Origin of the sequence: Candidatus Nitrospira nitrosa (assembly GCF_001458735.1) — a bacterium.
Taxonomy (GTDB): domain Bacteria; phylum Nitrospirota; class Nitrospiria; order Nitrospirales; family Nitrospiraceae; genus Nitrospira_D; species Nitrospira_D nitrosa.
In genome coordinates, this window is sequence record NZ_CZQA01000013.1 from 147706 (window position 1) to 162148 (window position 14443).

Annotated in this window: 16 protein-coding genes; 3 read left to right on the plus strand and 13 right to left on the minus strand. The window is 54.1% G+C overall.

The features are described 5' to 3' along the window. Positions 1 to 19: 19 nt before the first annotated feature. From COMA1_RS19330 to COMA1_RS19340, 3 genes are all read right to left on the minus strand, one after another. Complete coding sequence (locus COMA1_RS19330; protein ID WP_090751172.1) at positions 20 to 628, minus strand: hypothetical protein; 609 nt, start codon at positions 626 to 628, stop codon at positions 20 to 22. Positions 629 to 641: 13 nt separating this feature from the next. Next, entirely contained in the window at positions 642 to 1253 is a 612-nt protein-coding gene (locus COMA1_RS19335; RefSeq protein WP_141654428.1) for a hypothetical protein, read from the minus strand. Between the two features lie 629 nt (positions 1254 to 1882). Next, positions 1883 to 2626 carry a cation:proton antiporter gene (locus tag COMA1_RS19340; RefSeq protein ID WP_090751174.1) on the minus strand — a complete coding sequence of 248 codons (744 nt, stop codon included), beginning with the start codon at positions 2624 to 2626 and terminating at the stop codon, positions 1883 to 1885. A 51-nt stretch (positions 2627 to 2677) separates the two neighbouring features. On the opposite strand from COMA1_RS19340, the gene COMA1_RS19345 reads away from it, so the two are divergent. Further along, the gene (locus COMA1_RS19345; RefSeq protein ID WP_090751175.1) at positions 2678 to 3712 is read left to right on the plus strand and encodes an IS630 family transposase; all 1035 of its coding nucleotides are present in this window, start codon (positions 2678 to 2680) and stop codon (positions 3710 to 3712) included. Here the strand turns inward: COMA1_RS19345 and COMA1_RS19350 are convergent. The 5 genes from COMA1_RS19350 to COMA1_RS21255 all read right to left on the minus strand — a co-directional run bounded on the left by COMA1_RS19350 (position 3694) and on the right by COMA1_RS21255 (position 5833). Continuing rightward, positions 3694 to 4230, minus strand: coding sequence for a cation:proton antiporter domain-containing protein (locus tag COMA1_RS19350; protein WP_090751176.1), 537 nt, complete (start codon positions 4228 to 4230; stop codon positions 3694 to 3696). The genes COMA1_RS19345 and COMA1_RS19350 overlap by 19 nt on opposite strands. A gap of 160 nt (positions 4231 to 4390) precedes the next feature. Continuing rightward, a complete protein-coding gene (locus COMA1_RS19355; RefSeq protein WP_090751177.1) occupies positions 4391 to 4732 on the minus strand; it encodes a PepSY domain-containing protein in 342 nt (113 codons plus the stop codon). Between the two features lie 29 nt (positions 4733 to 4761). Next, positions 4762 to 4959 carry a hypothetical protein gene (locus COMA1_RS19360; RefSeq protein ID WP_090751178.1) on the minus strand — a complete coding sequence of 66 codons (198 nt, stop codon included), beginning with the start codon at positions 4957 to 4959 and terminating at the stop codon, positions 4762 to 4764. A gap of 172 nt (positions 4960 to 5131) precedes the next feature. Then, positions 5132 to 5293: a hypothetical protein gene (locus COMA1_RS21250; RefSeq protein WP_176698198.1), complete on the minus strand. Its 162-nt coding sequence runs from the start codon at positions 5291 to 5293 to the stop codon at positions 5132 to 5134. A 222-nt stretch (positions 5294 to 5515) separates the two neighbouring features. Then, positions 5516 to 5833, minus strand: coding sequence for a hypothetical protein (locus tag COMA1_RS21255; protein WP_176698199.1), 318 nt, complete (start codon positions 5831 to 5833; stop codon positions 5516 to 5518). 640 nt (positions 5834 to 6473) lie between these two features. On the opposite strand from COMA1_RS21255, the gene COMA1_RS19375 reads away from it, so the two are divergent. Continuing rightward, positions 6474 to 6899, plus strand: coding sequence for a hypothetical protein (locus COMA1_RS19375; RefSeq protein ID WP_090751181.1), 426 nt, complete (start codon positions 6474 to 6476; stop codon positions 6897 to 6899). Between the two features lie 43 nt (positions 6900 to 6942). Continuing rightward, the gene (locus COMA1_RS19380; RefSeq protein WP_245631161.1) at positions 6943 to 7896 is read left to right on the plus strand and encodes a peptidase associated/transthyretin-like domain-containing protein; all 954 of its coding nucleotides are present in this window, start codon (positions 6943 to 6945) and stop codon (positions 7894 to 7896) included. Between the two features lie 33 nt (positions 7897 to 7929). Here COMA1_RS19380 and hflC read toward each other — a convergent pair whose 3' ends face one another. The 5 genes from hflC to COMA1_RS19410 all read right to left on the minus strand — a co-directional run bounded on the left by hflC (position 7930) and on the right by COMA1_RS19410 (position 14362). Continuing rightward, a complete protein-coding gene (gene hflC / locus COMA1_RS19385; protein ID WP_090751183.1) occupies positions 7930 to 8790 on the minus strand; it encodes a protease modulator HflC in 861 nt (286 codons plus the stop codon). Beyond that, entirely contained in the window at positions 8787 to 9920 is a 1134-nt protein-coding gene (hflK, locus tag COMA1_RS19390) for an FtsH protease activity modulator HflK (protein ID WP_090751184.1), read from the minus strand. Before hflK ends, hflC begins: the two co-directional genes overlap by 4 nt. A gap of 1910 nt (positions 9921 to 11830) precedes the next feature. Next, complete coding sequence (locus COMA1_RS19400) at positions 11831 to 12178, minus strand: hypothetical protein (RefSeq protein ID WP_090751186.1); 348 nt, start codon at positions 12176 to 12178, stop codon at positions 11831 to 11833. A gap of 69 nt (positions 12179 to 12247) precedes the next feature. After that, positions 12248 to 13000 (minus strand): hypothetical protein, encoded by a 753-nt coding sequence (locus COMA1_RS19405; protein WP_090751187.1) that lies wholly within the window; start codon positions 12998 to 13000, stop codon positions 12248 to 12250. A 15-nt stretch (positions 13001 to 13015) separates the two neighbouring features. Then, positions 13016 to 14362: a 2-dehydropantoate 2-reductase gene (locus COMA1_RS19410; RefSeq protein ID WP_090751188.1), complete on the minus strand. Its 1347-nt coding sequence runs from the start codon at positions 14360 to 14362 to the stop codon at positions 13016 to 13018. Between the last annotated feature and the right edge of the window lie 81 nt (positions 14363 to 14443).

Consider the following 14443-nt stretch of genomic DNA (forward strand, 5'->3'; position numbering starts at 1 on the left):
GGGACGGCCTGTTGGATTCCTAGAACCTGCCGGCACCTCGGGTAGGAAACTGTTTTCTGACCACGCTCTTCACAGGTGTTTCAAGTGGAGCGACCAGAGTGGGACAGCCCTCTGCCCCGTATGTCTCGCCCATATCCTCGGCAGCGATTCCTTTCTCATGACTGACCTGTCGTGTCATCCATCCCGTAAAGAACCCTGTTTGCATCTCAAGATCCAGGGTACCCAGTGCCGTACATGCTCGTGGCCGAATGGTAAAGGCGGTCGGCAACACAGTGTGCCAAATGCCTCGTGTACCTGCCAAACTGATGTCGGTGACACGATAGGAACCGACTGGGAGTTGCACCGCGAACGGGCCATCAAGCGGAAGATGCCCGATCATCAAGCGAGTCCCCGTCGCTTCATCTTCAACCCACCATTTCATCTCTTTCGGCCAACTCAACCCTTCCGATGGTGACTTTCCATCCCGAGTGAGGTGAATCTTACCCAGTAACAGTCCGTGATCTTCGTCCGGGATCGCAATCTGTGATGTTGGGAGCGGAACCCTGAGGCCTGCACACCCCAGCGTCACACTGATAGCCCAGATGGAGAGACCGATAACGAAACTATGATAACGCGTATTCCTGTTCATGAGATTGGCCCTTTCATTCCTGCGCCTCTGATCGGTCCAGTCTGACTGGTTGCTTCACCGATGACGTCAGCGGAGCCTTGGAGATCAAACAACGATTTCCTCCGATCAGTTGATCATGATTCGCACGACTGAATTCCTGCTCATGAAGCACATGGCGCGAAATCCATCCAGTCACAAACCCCACTCGCATCTGAAGCATTGAGGTTCCTAGCGAGGTACATTCCCATGGCCGTATCTCAAAGGCCGTGGGCAGGACGCCGTGCCAAAACCCCTCAGGGCTAGGGAACCTCATGGTTGTCACACGGTAGGATCCGACTGGAAGCCTCACGACAAATGGGCCATGCGTGGGCACAAGTATTGTGAGAAACCGTTTGCCCTCAGTGACTTCTTCAATGTGCCATTCCATCTCCTTCGAGTGAGTAAATTCCGGGGCGTGACCTTGCCCATTATGGCTGACGTTCGTGACGATGTGATGTGTTCCAAGCAACACACCGTAATCGTCATCCGCTTGCACCCTCTCCAAAGCTGAGTGCGGAACGACGACGGCTGTAGAACCAAACGACAAATCGGCTTGCAAGGTCAACAGAACTACGAGGTACATAGACCGACATACCGAGCAATTCATGACACGCTCCTTCTCTATAAAAACACTCCACCTCATTCTGAACGATAGACGGCATACCAACTTCCCGCTGGTAGCCGAATGGTCATTCAAACTCTCTGGTCATTTTGACACGCAACGAATTCATCGCTACGTGAATGCCATCAGAACGGGACGCATCACGCAGAATGTCTCGACGTTGTCGTGTTGAGTGAACGCGACGTACTAGAGAGAAGGAGGATGGAAGAGGGATGTCGTCAAAATCGGTAACCGTCGCACCGGATGAGATTCAGTGACCATAGTAAGAAGTCTCGGCCGCTCCGACTCAAGCGAGGGAGACACGGTCGTATGATCTTCCGAGACAGGCTCCACCTTCACGAGCGCATCGGAGCTCAGCAGATCCACGAACGTGGCTGGGACTCCAAGCATCTGTATGACTACGCAGACGCAGAGCAATAGGACAAAGCCGCCCACTGCGCTTACGCGGCATGGGAAGCGCAATGTCATTCGGTTCATTGAACTCATACGATCAATCTACCATATGAGCAACACACTGTCATGTCCACACTCGGTACGATCTTAGTGAACAAACAGTCTCTTCCTGACAACAATCCTGACACATATCCAGTCATGGCAGGTCAGCTCTTCTCATATCACTGGTGTGGATGCCGGGTGAAGACTGTACTGCATTTCCTAGCACCTGATTGATCGTCAACCCCCTGCACCATGATCGAAAACACCACAACGGCGTATGTGATCGTCACAAGGGCATCACGGGAGAGACTCGGTGGTAGGGAAAGAGCCAACGCAACGGAAATTCCGCCGCGCAGGCCGCCCCAGGTCAGGATCGTTACCGTGCGGGCAGCAAACTCCCGGACGAGGCTGAACAGCCTGATCTGGAGCACGACACTCAGCCAGCGTGCTCCCAATACCAGCGGAATAGCCACAAGTCCGGCAAGGAGATACGGTTGCTTAAAACTCAACACAAGCACTTCCAATCCGATCAGGACAAACAAGACGGCATTCAACATCTCATCCAGCAGTTCCCAAAAATTATCGAGATGTTCCCGCGTCGTCTCCGACATGGCCCATTGCCGTCCGTAGTTTCCGATGAGCAGCCCTACCACCACGACGGCAATCGGGCCGGACGTATGCAGCAAATCCGCCAATCCGAAGCTGCCCATAACCAACGCGAGCGTAATAAGAATTTCAACCTGATAGCTATCCACGGAACGGAGCATCCGATACGCGAGATAGCCGAGAACCAATCCCAAGGCTGCGCCGCCCAGTGCTTCTTCCGCAAAAAGGGCCAGCACATCCGTCACGTGAACCGTTTCTTTCGGAAGGAGATTCAACACGATGAGAAAAATCACCACACCGACTCCGTCATTACTCATCAGTTAGTAATATAGACAACAGTCTGTGGATATGCGACACTCGGCGTTACGATGAAACGCGATGGCCGCACGCTCGATCACCGGACCTTGGAGACGATTCGCACCATGGCCGTGGCGCGAGTGCGCGACGGCGAACGGCCGAGCACGGTCATCGCGAGCTACGGGTTTCATCGCTGCACCATTTACCGCTGGCTCAAGACGGCCCGGCGGCGTGGCCAGGGTCTGAAAGCGTTGGCGGCTCGGCCAGCAACGGGGCGTCCCCGGACATTGACGGCAGGACAGGAGCGGCAGATGTTTCGCTGGATCAACGGCAAGAATCCGATGCAGTACGGATTTGACTTTGGGTTGTGGACGCGCCAGATCGTGCGTGATTTGATCGCCCAGCGTTTCGGCGTGCGCCTGAGCCTGGCGTCGGTCGGAGCGGTGTTGGCACGCCAGGGGCTGACACCGCAGAAGCCGTTGCAGCGTGCCTACCAGCGCGATCCTGCCGCGATTGCGCGCTGGCAACGCGAAACGTATCCAGCGATCGTGCGCCGCGCCAAGCGGGACCAGGCCGAGATCTATTTCTGGGATGAGTCAGGCTTTCGGGCCGATGCCGTACAGGGCAGGACCTGGGGAGCCAAGGGTCAAACCCCGGTGGTATCGGTCCCCGGTCAGCGTCAGAGCATCAGCGCCGCCTCAGCAATCACGACCAAGGGGGCCTTCTGGGTTGAGACCTATACGGGCGGGCTGACGGGCGAGCAGCTCGTGACCTTGCTGCGCCGGATGCTGCGTGGCCGCCGCAAGCCCTTGCATCTGATCCTGGATGGGTTGCCAGCGCACAAGACCAAAGCCGTTACCCAGTATATCGCAGACCTCGCCGGCAAACTGACCCTGCATTATCTGCCCGGATATGCCCCGGACCTCAATCCCGATGAACTGGTCTGGAGTTATGCAAAGCGAACCGGGACGGCGCGGCGGCCGCTTCGGAAGGGGGAGACTCTCGATGCGCAGGTGACCCGGCAGTTGATGGAGATTGGTCGCCGCCCCGCTCTGGTGCGATCCTTCTTCCACCACCCGAGTGTGGCCTATATTTCTGACTTCTGAGTAAAGAGCGACTCCCCGACAATTTTCATTTCCAACGCCTTGGGAAGGCGAGCCTGTCGAAGCACTCCCATGACGGCAATGGGATCAGTGGGCGAGATCAGGGCACCGAACAACAGACAATAGAGCAACGGCAGTGATAAACCAACCAAATCGAATAGCACATAGCCGAGCAAGCCAGTGACTACGCTGGACAAGATCGTCCCCACGACGGCTAAGGTCCCGATGACCCATTTGAGATCGAGCAGCTCATCGAGTTTCACATGCAAGGCACCGGCAAACAGCAGAAAACCAAGCAAGCCATGCATCAGTGCCTCGTTGAAATCAATCGCACCGATGAAACGCTGTGCTTCAGCCTCAATGCCAAAACCTAATTTCCCCAGTGCCAGCAAGATGAGCGAAAATCCCAGTGCCACAGCCATGAGTCCGATCGTAATCGGCAACTTCAGCAGCCGGTGATTCACATAACTGAACAGGGCTGCCAGACAGATCAGAATCGTCAGCGTATGGATCAACGCCATGCGGGTTGCACCTCGTCTACCTTCGAACCGGATATTACTCGAAACTGATCCATCCGACGCAGCATTCGGTGACTCGTTCCGCTCATTGCAGTCTCATCAGTTGACATGCGTTCAATGTGAGGGAACGGTTCGCTTGATGGCCTTGGACTGCCCCACGTCGTCAATTCCGCCTCTGAATCCGCCTTGCCTTCACCGTTTGCTCCTCCACATCAATAGCCGCCCCTGTCTGGGCATCAATGTGGATCTTCATCACCTGTTTCTCCGGCGTGACGACTTCGACCTCCCAAATCAACTGATCATGCTTCTGTTCTAACTTGGCTTCGATCACTGCACCTGTTACTTTTTCAGACGCGGTCGTGATAGCCTCGACTATCGAAACCTTCGCTGAGGCCGACTTCTCAGCTTTATTGGGCTCCGCCAGCACTTGATCGATCAGGGGCACGAGTCCGGCTCCTACCACGAGCACGATCCACCTAATCCTTGTAAACAATCCCTTGCACATCACTTTCTCCGTAACCTCACCGTGAAGTCCTACGCCCGCCGCTCACGCAATGTTTGTCTCGTCCTCTCGACATAGTCTCGACGCATCGTATCAATCTCCTTCGGGCTAATCCTCACAAGGTAGCCGCATCCGGAATCGGGGCCGATATATATCGACCCAAGTAGTGGCGCGCGGAAAAAGACAAAGTTGGCAATCTCCGCTTCGAAGTACTTCGTGCTGAATCGCATAGACCTCCAATCCTTCGTCAAATCCAGTTCTACTGCCTGTACAGTCTCGTGTCGGTGGCCGTATAACGCCTTCTGCCCTACACAGCGCCCGTTGTTGTCATCGTCGGTTCATCGGCAAGCTCAATTCGTTGCCCTCACCATTCGTGAAATGGCTGAGCCCCAATGATTCCGTTTATCGGATGCGGGCAATTGGAGTTTTAATAATCTCGGTGCTCCGACCGACCTCCTCCATAACGAAATTGAGCAAGGCTTCCTCGACCAGCCTCTTCTCAGTTCCAATCCCGACGCGCCGACTCACAATCTGTCTGTACGCTCCATACGTGGCAACTGCCATGGACACATTCAGCATGCCCAGCAACACTACCCACAGCACTCCATTTCCCAACGTACCGACCCCTGTCGCCTTTCCCCTTCACTCCGGCCATAATGACCGGACAGTACGATATTTCGAGATCGCAGAAACATTCACACCGTATCAATGGCATGGCAGAGTGACACGCCACGGGTGAACGTCCCAGCGAACGTGTACCGCCAATTGATAGGACCCTAACAAAGACTACGATTGAGGAGGATGAAAGACTGCGATGGAGAAGATTGGAAGATGCCTGGGAGATTGACTCTCCAGACTAGAACGAGAGTGGCTCGGAACACCCGGTTCCAGTATGACCGGAGGAATAGAGAAGTCTTCGGAGAGTGATTCCACGGGAGTATCCGACGTCAGGAGACCAAGCAAGGTGACGGGAACTCCCAGCATCTGTAATACCACGCCGATACAAACAAAGGCGATCAGAATGACTGCACCTGTTCCCACAGGCAAGAGACGAACCGTCCTTTCCTTAACCAGACTCCCGGTAGGGAATATACTCTGACTCATACTTGATGGGCAACCTAATAGAAACAGTTCCCATTCCCACTAAATTGATCAACGAGATGGCGATGGCCAGGATGCTAAACTGTCACGATCTCATTCGTCAATCAGTTACGTCTTGTGTGTTGGTACTGTCTCTTCAGGTTGCTTCCAGCTTATGAGCATGACAGGTATTGGGAAAGCCCTAGACAATGCTCCTAGCATGGACCGAACAGGTACTACAGCTATCCTATTCGATAGCCATCGGAATAGGCCTTTGTCGGTCTCGATATCTGAATTGAGCTATCTTGTCCTGTAAACACCACTGAGCAGATGGAGCATAATCCATCGCTTCTCCCTAGAGATTTCTGATAGAAGGTAGTATAAGGGATTTAAGTGACGTATGAATACCTCCAGACAGTTATGCGTCGTTATTCGCCATTAGCGGCTCCAGCCCAAGAGCGTAGAATGCACTGCTCCTCCAGCCATGTTATCGGTTCTCGTCCTCGAGACTTACTGGCCTTTGTCTACCGCCACGGATCGGATCCTCCAAAGAACCGCTGAAGTCTCAGCTCGATTCATATTGGTCAGCCCCCTCTTCTGACAAGAGCCGATGTAGGCTTTTAGCAGAAAGCTGTTGGTCTTTCTAACGCAAGGGAATCATTACATGTTGATCCACGGCATGATATGGGTGGCTCTGTTTGTGTCCACCCTCACCGGTTGTGTGACATCGTCTCCCAGAGATCGATTTCCACACATTCACGACATTCAGATTGACAGCCAGGATTCGATTACTCCCGCTGAATTGTATGCCGCCGTCGGAGAAGAAATTCGGTGGCATAACGCACTCTCCGTCCCGATTCACCTGGGACTGCTCGGAATACACCCGATAGCGGAAATCAGTTGCGACAAGGGATTCACGACATGGTTTGGTGCGATGAAGGATATGATCACCATTCCACCTGGCGACTATGTCAGCCTCTGTTTTCTCCGAGCTCGAACAATCCGGTACAATATCTGGACGAATCTCGCCGACCCGGTCCGTTCGATGAGCCCAACGGCGGTCATTCATCTCGATGAAACGGCCTCATGAGGATGATAGATATCGACAACAATGGATCCTGTGAAAGGGGACAATGATGAAGAGAGCTACATGGCACGGTCTGATGGTCGCATGTGCCTGTGCGTTCAATCTCGCGGTTACGCCTGGCAGCGAAGCCTATGAAGAAATATTTTTGACTGAAGGCGGATCGCTTTCTGGAACGGTTCACCTCCACGGCAAAGTCCCGATGCCAAAGGGGTACAATCTCACAACCGTGCCGGACCCGGTCTATTGCGGCCGGATTTCTGATGGGAAAGGGTGGAGATTGCTACAGCCGTTTGACGTCGGATCACAGGGAGAGTTCCGCAACGTCGTTGTGTATCTCGAGGGCATCGAGAAGGGCAAATCGTTCGGCGAGTACACACCGCCGAGAATCGAAGCCATTGATTGCCGTTTTATGCCGTATATCACACTTGTTCGCGATCTTCACAACGTAATGGTGGTGAATATGGACCCTGCCTTACACGACATTCAAGCCTATGAGACATCGAACCTCGGACCTCGCGTCTTGTTCAATATTCCATTACCGATCAGCTCACGATATCCTCGTGAAGCCGGGTTGAGCGCGCATGTCCACAAGCACTACGAAGGAGCCACCGTGATTCAATCGGTCAAGATGACCAAAGATCGGAAGATTTTCACCATGCAATGCGGGTTTCATCCGTATATGGAGAGCTGGGCGCTGGTCACCGACCATCCATATTACGCAGTCGCCGATAACGAAGGACAATTCCAGCTCACCGACATTCCCCCCGGCACCTATAAGTTGAAAGTCTGGCATCCATATATTGGAGACAAGATTGAGCAGACCGTCACAATTCAGCCCAATACGCAGGCCAGCGTCGATCTGACCGTCGAGGCACCAACCGGCCGGCTCTATGCCAATCAAATGGTTGAAAACGCCTATGTCCGATACACGATTACGGAGGACGTGCAGAGTCAAATCGTACCGACATTGGAGAAGCAACGTCTCAACGAAGGACCGTAAGATCGACCTGAGGGAACTGGGCTGCGGAGCACGTCAGCGTTGCTTCAAGTAGCGGAAGAATTCCGAGTCCGGACTCATCACCAGGGTTGAGCCGTCCTTAAACGCGGTCTTATAGGCCTCCATCGAACGTGTAAACTCGAAAAACTTTTGATCCTGTCGGTAGGCGTCGGCATAGATTCGGAAGGCTTTGGCGTCCCCGCCGCCACGAAGCTCTTCCGACTCTTTGTAGGCTTGGGCGAGGATAATTTCCCGGTCTTTTTCCGCTTCCGATCGAATCTTCTGCGCTTCTTCGGCGCCTTCCGCTCGATATTGTTTGGCCTGGCGCTCGCGTTCCGCTTGCATGCGCGCGAAAACGGCTTTCTCGTTCTGTTCCGGCAAATCGGCTCGCTTGATCCGTACATCCTGAATATCGATGCCGTACCCCGCAGCCTTTTCCTTGGCTCGTTCGGTGACCACTTTCATAATGTCCGCTCTCGTGCTCGAGACGATTTCGAGCAATTCGTGCCGACCTAATTCCACCCGGAGCTCGGAATAGATGATATCGTGCAGTCGTTGGAGCGCGCCTCGTTGGCTCTGGAAGTTCTGATACACCTTCAAGGGGTCGACAATGCGCCATTTCGCAAAATTATCCAGCAAGAGGGTCTTCTTGTCAGAGGTAATAACGTCCTGGGCGTTCGAGTCATAATCCAAGAGCCGTTTGTCGAAGTAGGTGACTTCTTGGACGAACGGAACTTTCAGGTAGAGCCCTGGTTCGGTGATGTTTCGAACGGGTTTCCCGAGCTGGACGACGATCGCGGTCTGGATGACGTCTACAACGAAGAGCGGAGAGGCCCCCAGCACAAATAACGCGATGATCACGGCAAGGAGTGTCAGTGCGAATCCCTGCTTGGTCATGATCGTGAGCCTCTCGGTTTCAGCGTGGGCGATTCCGACCGCGACTCTTCACCCTCTGTCTGTGGGGTTGTCTTGGCTCCGGTCATGGACGTCGGTTTGGAGCGGCGATCCAACGGAAGATACGGGAGCAAGCGCTCTCCACCCTTCCCATCAATGATGATCTTCTCCATGCTCGGCAGGATCTCTTCCATCGTCTCGATGTAAATCCGCTTGCTGATCACATCTTTTGCCTGGTTGTACTCTTTCAGGGTGGCGAGGAACCGGTTTGTCTCTCCCTGGGCACGGTTGAGGCGGGCCTGCGCAAACCCCCTGGCTCGGTTCACCAGTTCAGCCGCTTCCCCCTTGGCTCTTGGAATGATGTCGTTACGATACCCCTGTGCTTGGTTGATGAGTTTTTCTCGATCTTCCTTGGCGTTCGTCACATCCTTGAAGGCGGCGGCGACCGCTTCCGGCGGATCCACGTCTTGCAGCTGCACCGCAGCAATCTGCACACCGGATTGGTACTGATCCAAGATCGTTTGTAAGAGCGTCAGGGTGTCTTGCTGAATGACGGCTTTGCCCGTGGTTAAGGCTTCGTCGATCTTGCTCTTCCCCACCACTTCCCGCATGGAGGCTTCCGCAGCTTTGCCGATGGTCTCATGGATATCCGCCACGTTGAACAGAAACTCGCGGGATTCTTTGATCTTGTATTGCACGATAAATTCGATTGCCAGGATGTTCATATCGCCGGTCAACATCAAGGCTTCTTGGGGCACCATTTGCTGGCGGCCCTGCTGGCTGGTGCGAAAGCCGACCTCGACCCGGTAGAGTTTTGCCACCTTGGGTTGGAGGACGGTCTCAGCGAAGGGGATTTTGAAGTGGGGACCCGGCTCGACCGTCCGAACCGGCACACCGAACCGCTTGACGACACCTTCTTCATCCGGCGCGACGATAAAGACCGCCTGCCAGATGAAGAAGATAAGCAAGGCGGTGATAACCACATTGAGCAGTCCTCCCGCTGGCAGGTGATTTTTCCACCCATCAAAGTCTCCAGCAGCGAACAGCTCCTTCATCTTCGACTTGGCTTGCTTGAGCACGTCCTCAATCGGGTCAGGCTTCTTGCCCCACGGATCTTTTGGGTCCCAGACCATGACATGTTCTCCAGCGAGAAAGTCTTCGACGATTTTGAATCAGACAATTATTCTTCTCGTCATTCCCAAATAAACCTGTCACGATTCTTCACCTTGGTCCAGGAACTCATCGTAACAGCAACGGTGCCAAACAAGGCAGACGGCGCCTTGAGGAGTCCACCCCTTCCCGACCTCCATAATGACACCTTCAGAATTAGGGTTCGCAGGAAGTCGGCACGCTGCACAAAGTGTCCCCGAAAGACTTTCTAATGGTTTCGCATGAATATTATCACTCATTCTGCTCTCCGCTTAAGTCCATTGAGTGAGAACTCCGAGAATTTGCAACCCAGGTCTCTCCGGTCATAGACGATATCCAGTCTGCCTGTCACAGCTTCAGGTTCCTCTCTTGTTTGAGGGGGACGACTCCTGCTGAACAAGCGATTGACTGAGGTGATGCATGGACTCCTCATGATCCATTCCCAGCACAGACCCCTGTAATAGCGAACGAATGGGAACCAATATTGAGTTGCGATCGAGAAGTGCCGGGATTACTTGGTGTCTGAGAATAGAGATCACTTCCCGGATGAGTTGCACTGCCAGGGCGTTATCCTTTTCTATCGCATTTGCCGCTCTGTGCAATAAGATGGATGCATGTTTAAGAGAGCTGCTAAGTGTTTCCATTGAGTCAGTCCGATTGTCCTTCCTGGTGCTGTTTGGAATAGGCATACCTTGCAGTTGAGGAGCGGTGTCCTCCTGCATAGCAAGAACGCCGACAGCCCCACCGGGGCCTGTGCAGGTCTCACTATCAGACACAGATCCTGTCTGCAGGAAGAACCATGAGCTTGCGACAAACAGCGTCCATACGAAAACACGCTTACTTCTAAACCTATCCGTGACAGAAATCATTTGTAAGCCTCCCATGGCAGAGATACTCAGTTCACTGCCTGATGTCCTGACACACAGAGCCGAGTGTTCTCACACCAAGCATCACGGGTGCATTGGTTCGGCGGAGTCGGCACCGTTATATATAGCCTGACTCGTCGGACTTAGAACCTTCACCCCGTTGGGGCCGACAACTGCGGGGCTAACTTCCTTCGATCATTTTGCAGCTTCTGGGCCGTCGTACAGTCGGGCGGCTGAGTGTGCCCAAAGAATTCTTCAATCTTAAAATCGAGTAATATCTCCGCTTTTCACGTCTTGTCAGGCTCGATGACAGTGCGCTCGTTGACGACTGGCTCGTGCACTGCACACAGTCCCGAGACATTTAAAAATCCGCCCATCTACAGTAAACAGAACAACTCAAGTATAAACACTTATTACCTTCATCGTCCTCGTCACTCCTTACATCCGGGGAGGAACGCTTGACGTCACAGGCTCACATCGATCCTCGCACCACACGAAGCGTGCTTAGTCCCGATGACCCACGTGGGAACGCCTCAGTGAGTTCCGTCTTTACGATCGATAGGCAATTCGAAAAAAAATGCTAGCCCTGAGGAGGGTGAAAGACCGATATTGAAAAGATTGGGATGTGGAACGACGGTTCAAACTCTGCATAGGAGGTAGAACGACTCGGTGCAACTGGTACCGGTATGAGGGGGAGAATGGAGAAGTCTTCAGAGAGTAATTCCACCGGGGTATCCGATGTGAGTAAACTAAGCAAGGTCACTGGTGCACCAAGCATTTGTGACAGAACGCAGAGACAGACAAAACAAATCAGAGCGGTATAGATCAGTCCTTTGGGCAACAAATGACGTTCGCGTTTATCAACCCACATCATGACAAGACACTATACTCCAGCATACACTCGTGGGCAAGCTGGTTTGGCTCAATATGAATCCAAACAATATCTCGAGAAACGAGCATCTGCGCCTGTACCCATGAGGGGAGCGGCAATCACACGTCAGCGCCCCTGATATCAAGTACGAAACGATTCATGTCCTTCGCTGATCCGACCAGGCAAAGGCCGCCCCAAAACAAGTGCCGGCTACGACAGCTTGGATGAAGGCATTGTCAGCAGGAACCGCGATAGCCCACCACACGATGGCTGCCAGCAACCCTGAGACTCCACCAAGGAGAATCTTGCCCCCCGCCAGCTTGAGCCAATCCGTGAGGGTTACCCAGGCGGCCATATACACCATGCCAGCCGCAAGCGAGGCCCAGAGATGCATGAGATCACGTTTAAAAAACCAAACCTGGATTGCGCCGGCGAGACCGCCGAGAATGAGGCCTGTGATAGCCCGTTTGATGAAGATCGAATAGTGAAACTTTGAATCAGACAATTCACCCTCCCTCTGCAAGCAAGTCCGACCACACAACAGCCGCCTGTCGAGTGATGACAGCAGAAGCAATCAATACAACCATACCTGTCCGCCGGATCGAAGCGTGACCCCAAACTGCGGCCTCACCTGTTCAATACCAAAGAACGAACGACGCTCAGGACGCATCAGGTATAACCGAGCCGACTCCAGCATTGATCGAGCCCCTTGCGATTCCAGAACCCGTTCTCCCAAAATCTCCGGCCAGGCTGTGCGCCAGTATGACGGCCGCACATGGATGGGATCGAATCCATACCAAACAGGATCAAGTTGAAAAAACTTCGCTCCATAGACCGAGGACAACTTCATCAACCCTTCGTGTACACCTTCGGCTCGGTCGATGACTTGGCTGAGCGTAAGCCGACAAGACGGCACGAGCATCGAACGGAATGCAAGGAATTTGATCTGTGAGAGCCGGTAGACCGCGGCAAGCGGCAACCCCGTGAGAACGATATCCTGTGTCACCTGAGCCAGACGACAAAGGACCTCTTCGACCCAGCCCAACGTTCGCTCGACGGAAAAGCCGTACAGAGTGTCATTGCCGACGTCTGTGACAAGTGCTCTCGTGGTCATCGGAGGACGCCGCTCCAACTCCGCCCAGAGACCAGACTTGAGAATGGCCGGCAGCGTGCGAAAAAGAAATTGGCTCGGTGCTCCATACGATCGTCCATGACCAAACGCTGCAAGTATTTCGACCTTCGGCCCCCACACCGATCGAGCGGTCGAGACGATGGTTTGGAATCCCCGAGTGAGGTTACTGGCGCCGAGGGCCACGATTCGTGCCATCTCCCCTCATCCAGGTCATGGAGTCGGAGGACAGGTCGTTTGCCTTGTATCTCTCCCCGGCCCCTTCGTGACTTCGATTCGTGCGACCCCTTTGACATTGGCACAGAGATCGCCCAGCCCCGGCGTCACCAGACGGAACGGCCCACCGTTCGCATCCGGTAGCGCTGTGCCTTGAAGCTCATAGACCAACACCCCAAATTCTTTCGCCTGTTGCAGTGTCAGACAGGCCGAGTACGTTCCGTCCGATGCATGGAAGACAACATGATCTGCATCGATCGCCAATGCCGGAACATCCAGGAGCCCCTTCAATCGAATCCCCAGCCCCTGCATCCCGGGCATGACGGTGGAAATATCCAGCTGATGCTCTGCGGGCAGCGCCGCAAGTGCGACACGATCGAAGGCAACCGACTGGATGACAGCCCCCTCGATCCGAACTCGACCACGACCGGTCGGCTCCTTCTCCGTGATCGCCTTGATCATCGCCGTCAGGGCTTCGTTGACCGGCGTGGGAATCCCAAGCTCCCGCCCCTTCTGAACAATGAAGCCGTTGAGGTAGTCGATCTCGGTTCGTCGTCCCGCTTTCCAATCGTCATACATCGACGTATGAATATCGCGAATTTCCTGCGTCGCTTTCACGACTCGTTCCGGCATATCCGGCGGCAACGGAACCTTCATCGCCGCCGAAATCGCCGCAACTTCACCGACGATCTGCCTGATCACGCCCGTCATTTCCGGATGGTCGAGTGCCTTCGCCACATGATCGTCGATGAGCACGGTGATCGGATTGAAGACACAATTCCAACACATCTTCTCCCACTTACTCCGACGAATGTCTTTGGACAGATGACAGGCAATGTTCGCCGATGCAAACACATCACGGATGGCAAGCAGGCGGTCACTCTCATATCCCATCAATTCGCCGATGGCGACCGTGCCTTTCTTGTAATGGTCGATCACACCCGGCGCTGCGATTTTCGAATAGATGTACGCCACACCACCAACGACGCAATCGCGTTGGAGTCGTGCCAGGAGCCTGTCTTCGGTATCGATTCCGTTCTGTAACGTCAGGATAACCGTCTTCTCCGTGATGGCCGGTTCGAGCTGAGTCAGCACTTCGTCGAGATCATAGGCTTTCACAGCGAGCACGATCAGATCCGGCTGAGGAAGCTCACGTACATCTACGGCGACCTGTGGCCTCACCGTAAAGGTTCCGTCGGCACTGCGTATCGTCAATCCATTCCGTTTCACGGCCGCCAGCGTCTTGGGCCGCAATAGGAACGACACGTCGGGATTCACCTTGGCCAGTCGAGCCCCGAAAAATCCACCAACCGATCCAGCCCCGACCATCAAAATCTGTTTCATACGCCTATCCTCATATTGCGTGCGAACGGAGGGTACTATAGCATGCGGCTGTGCGACGACGCAGCCCGCCCGGAGAAGACC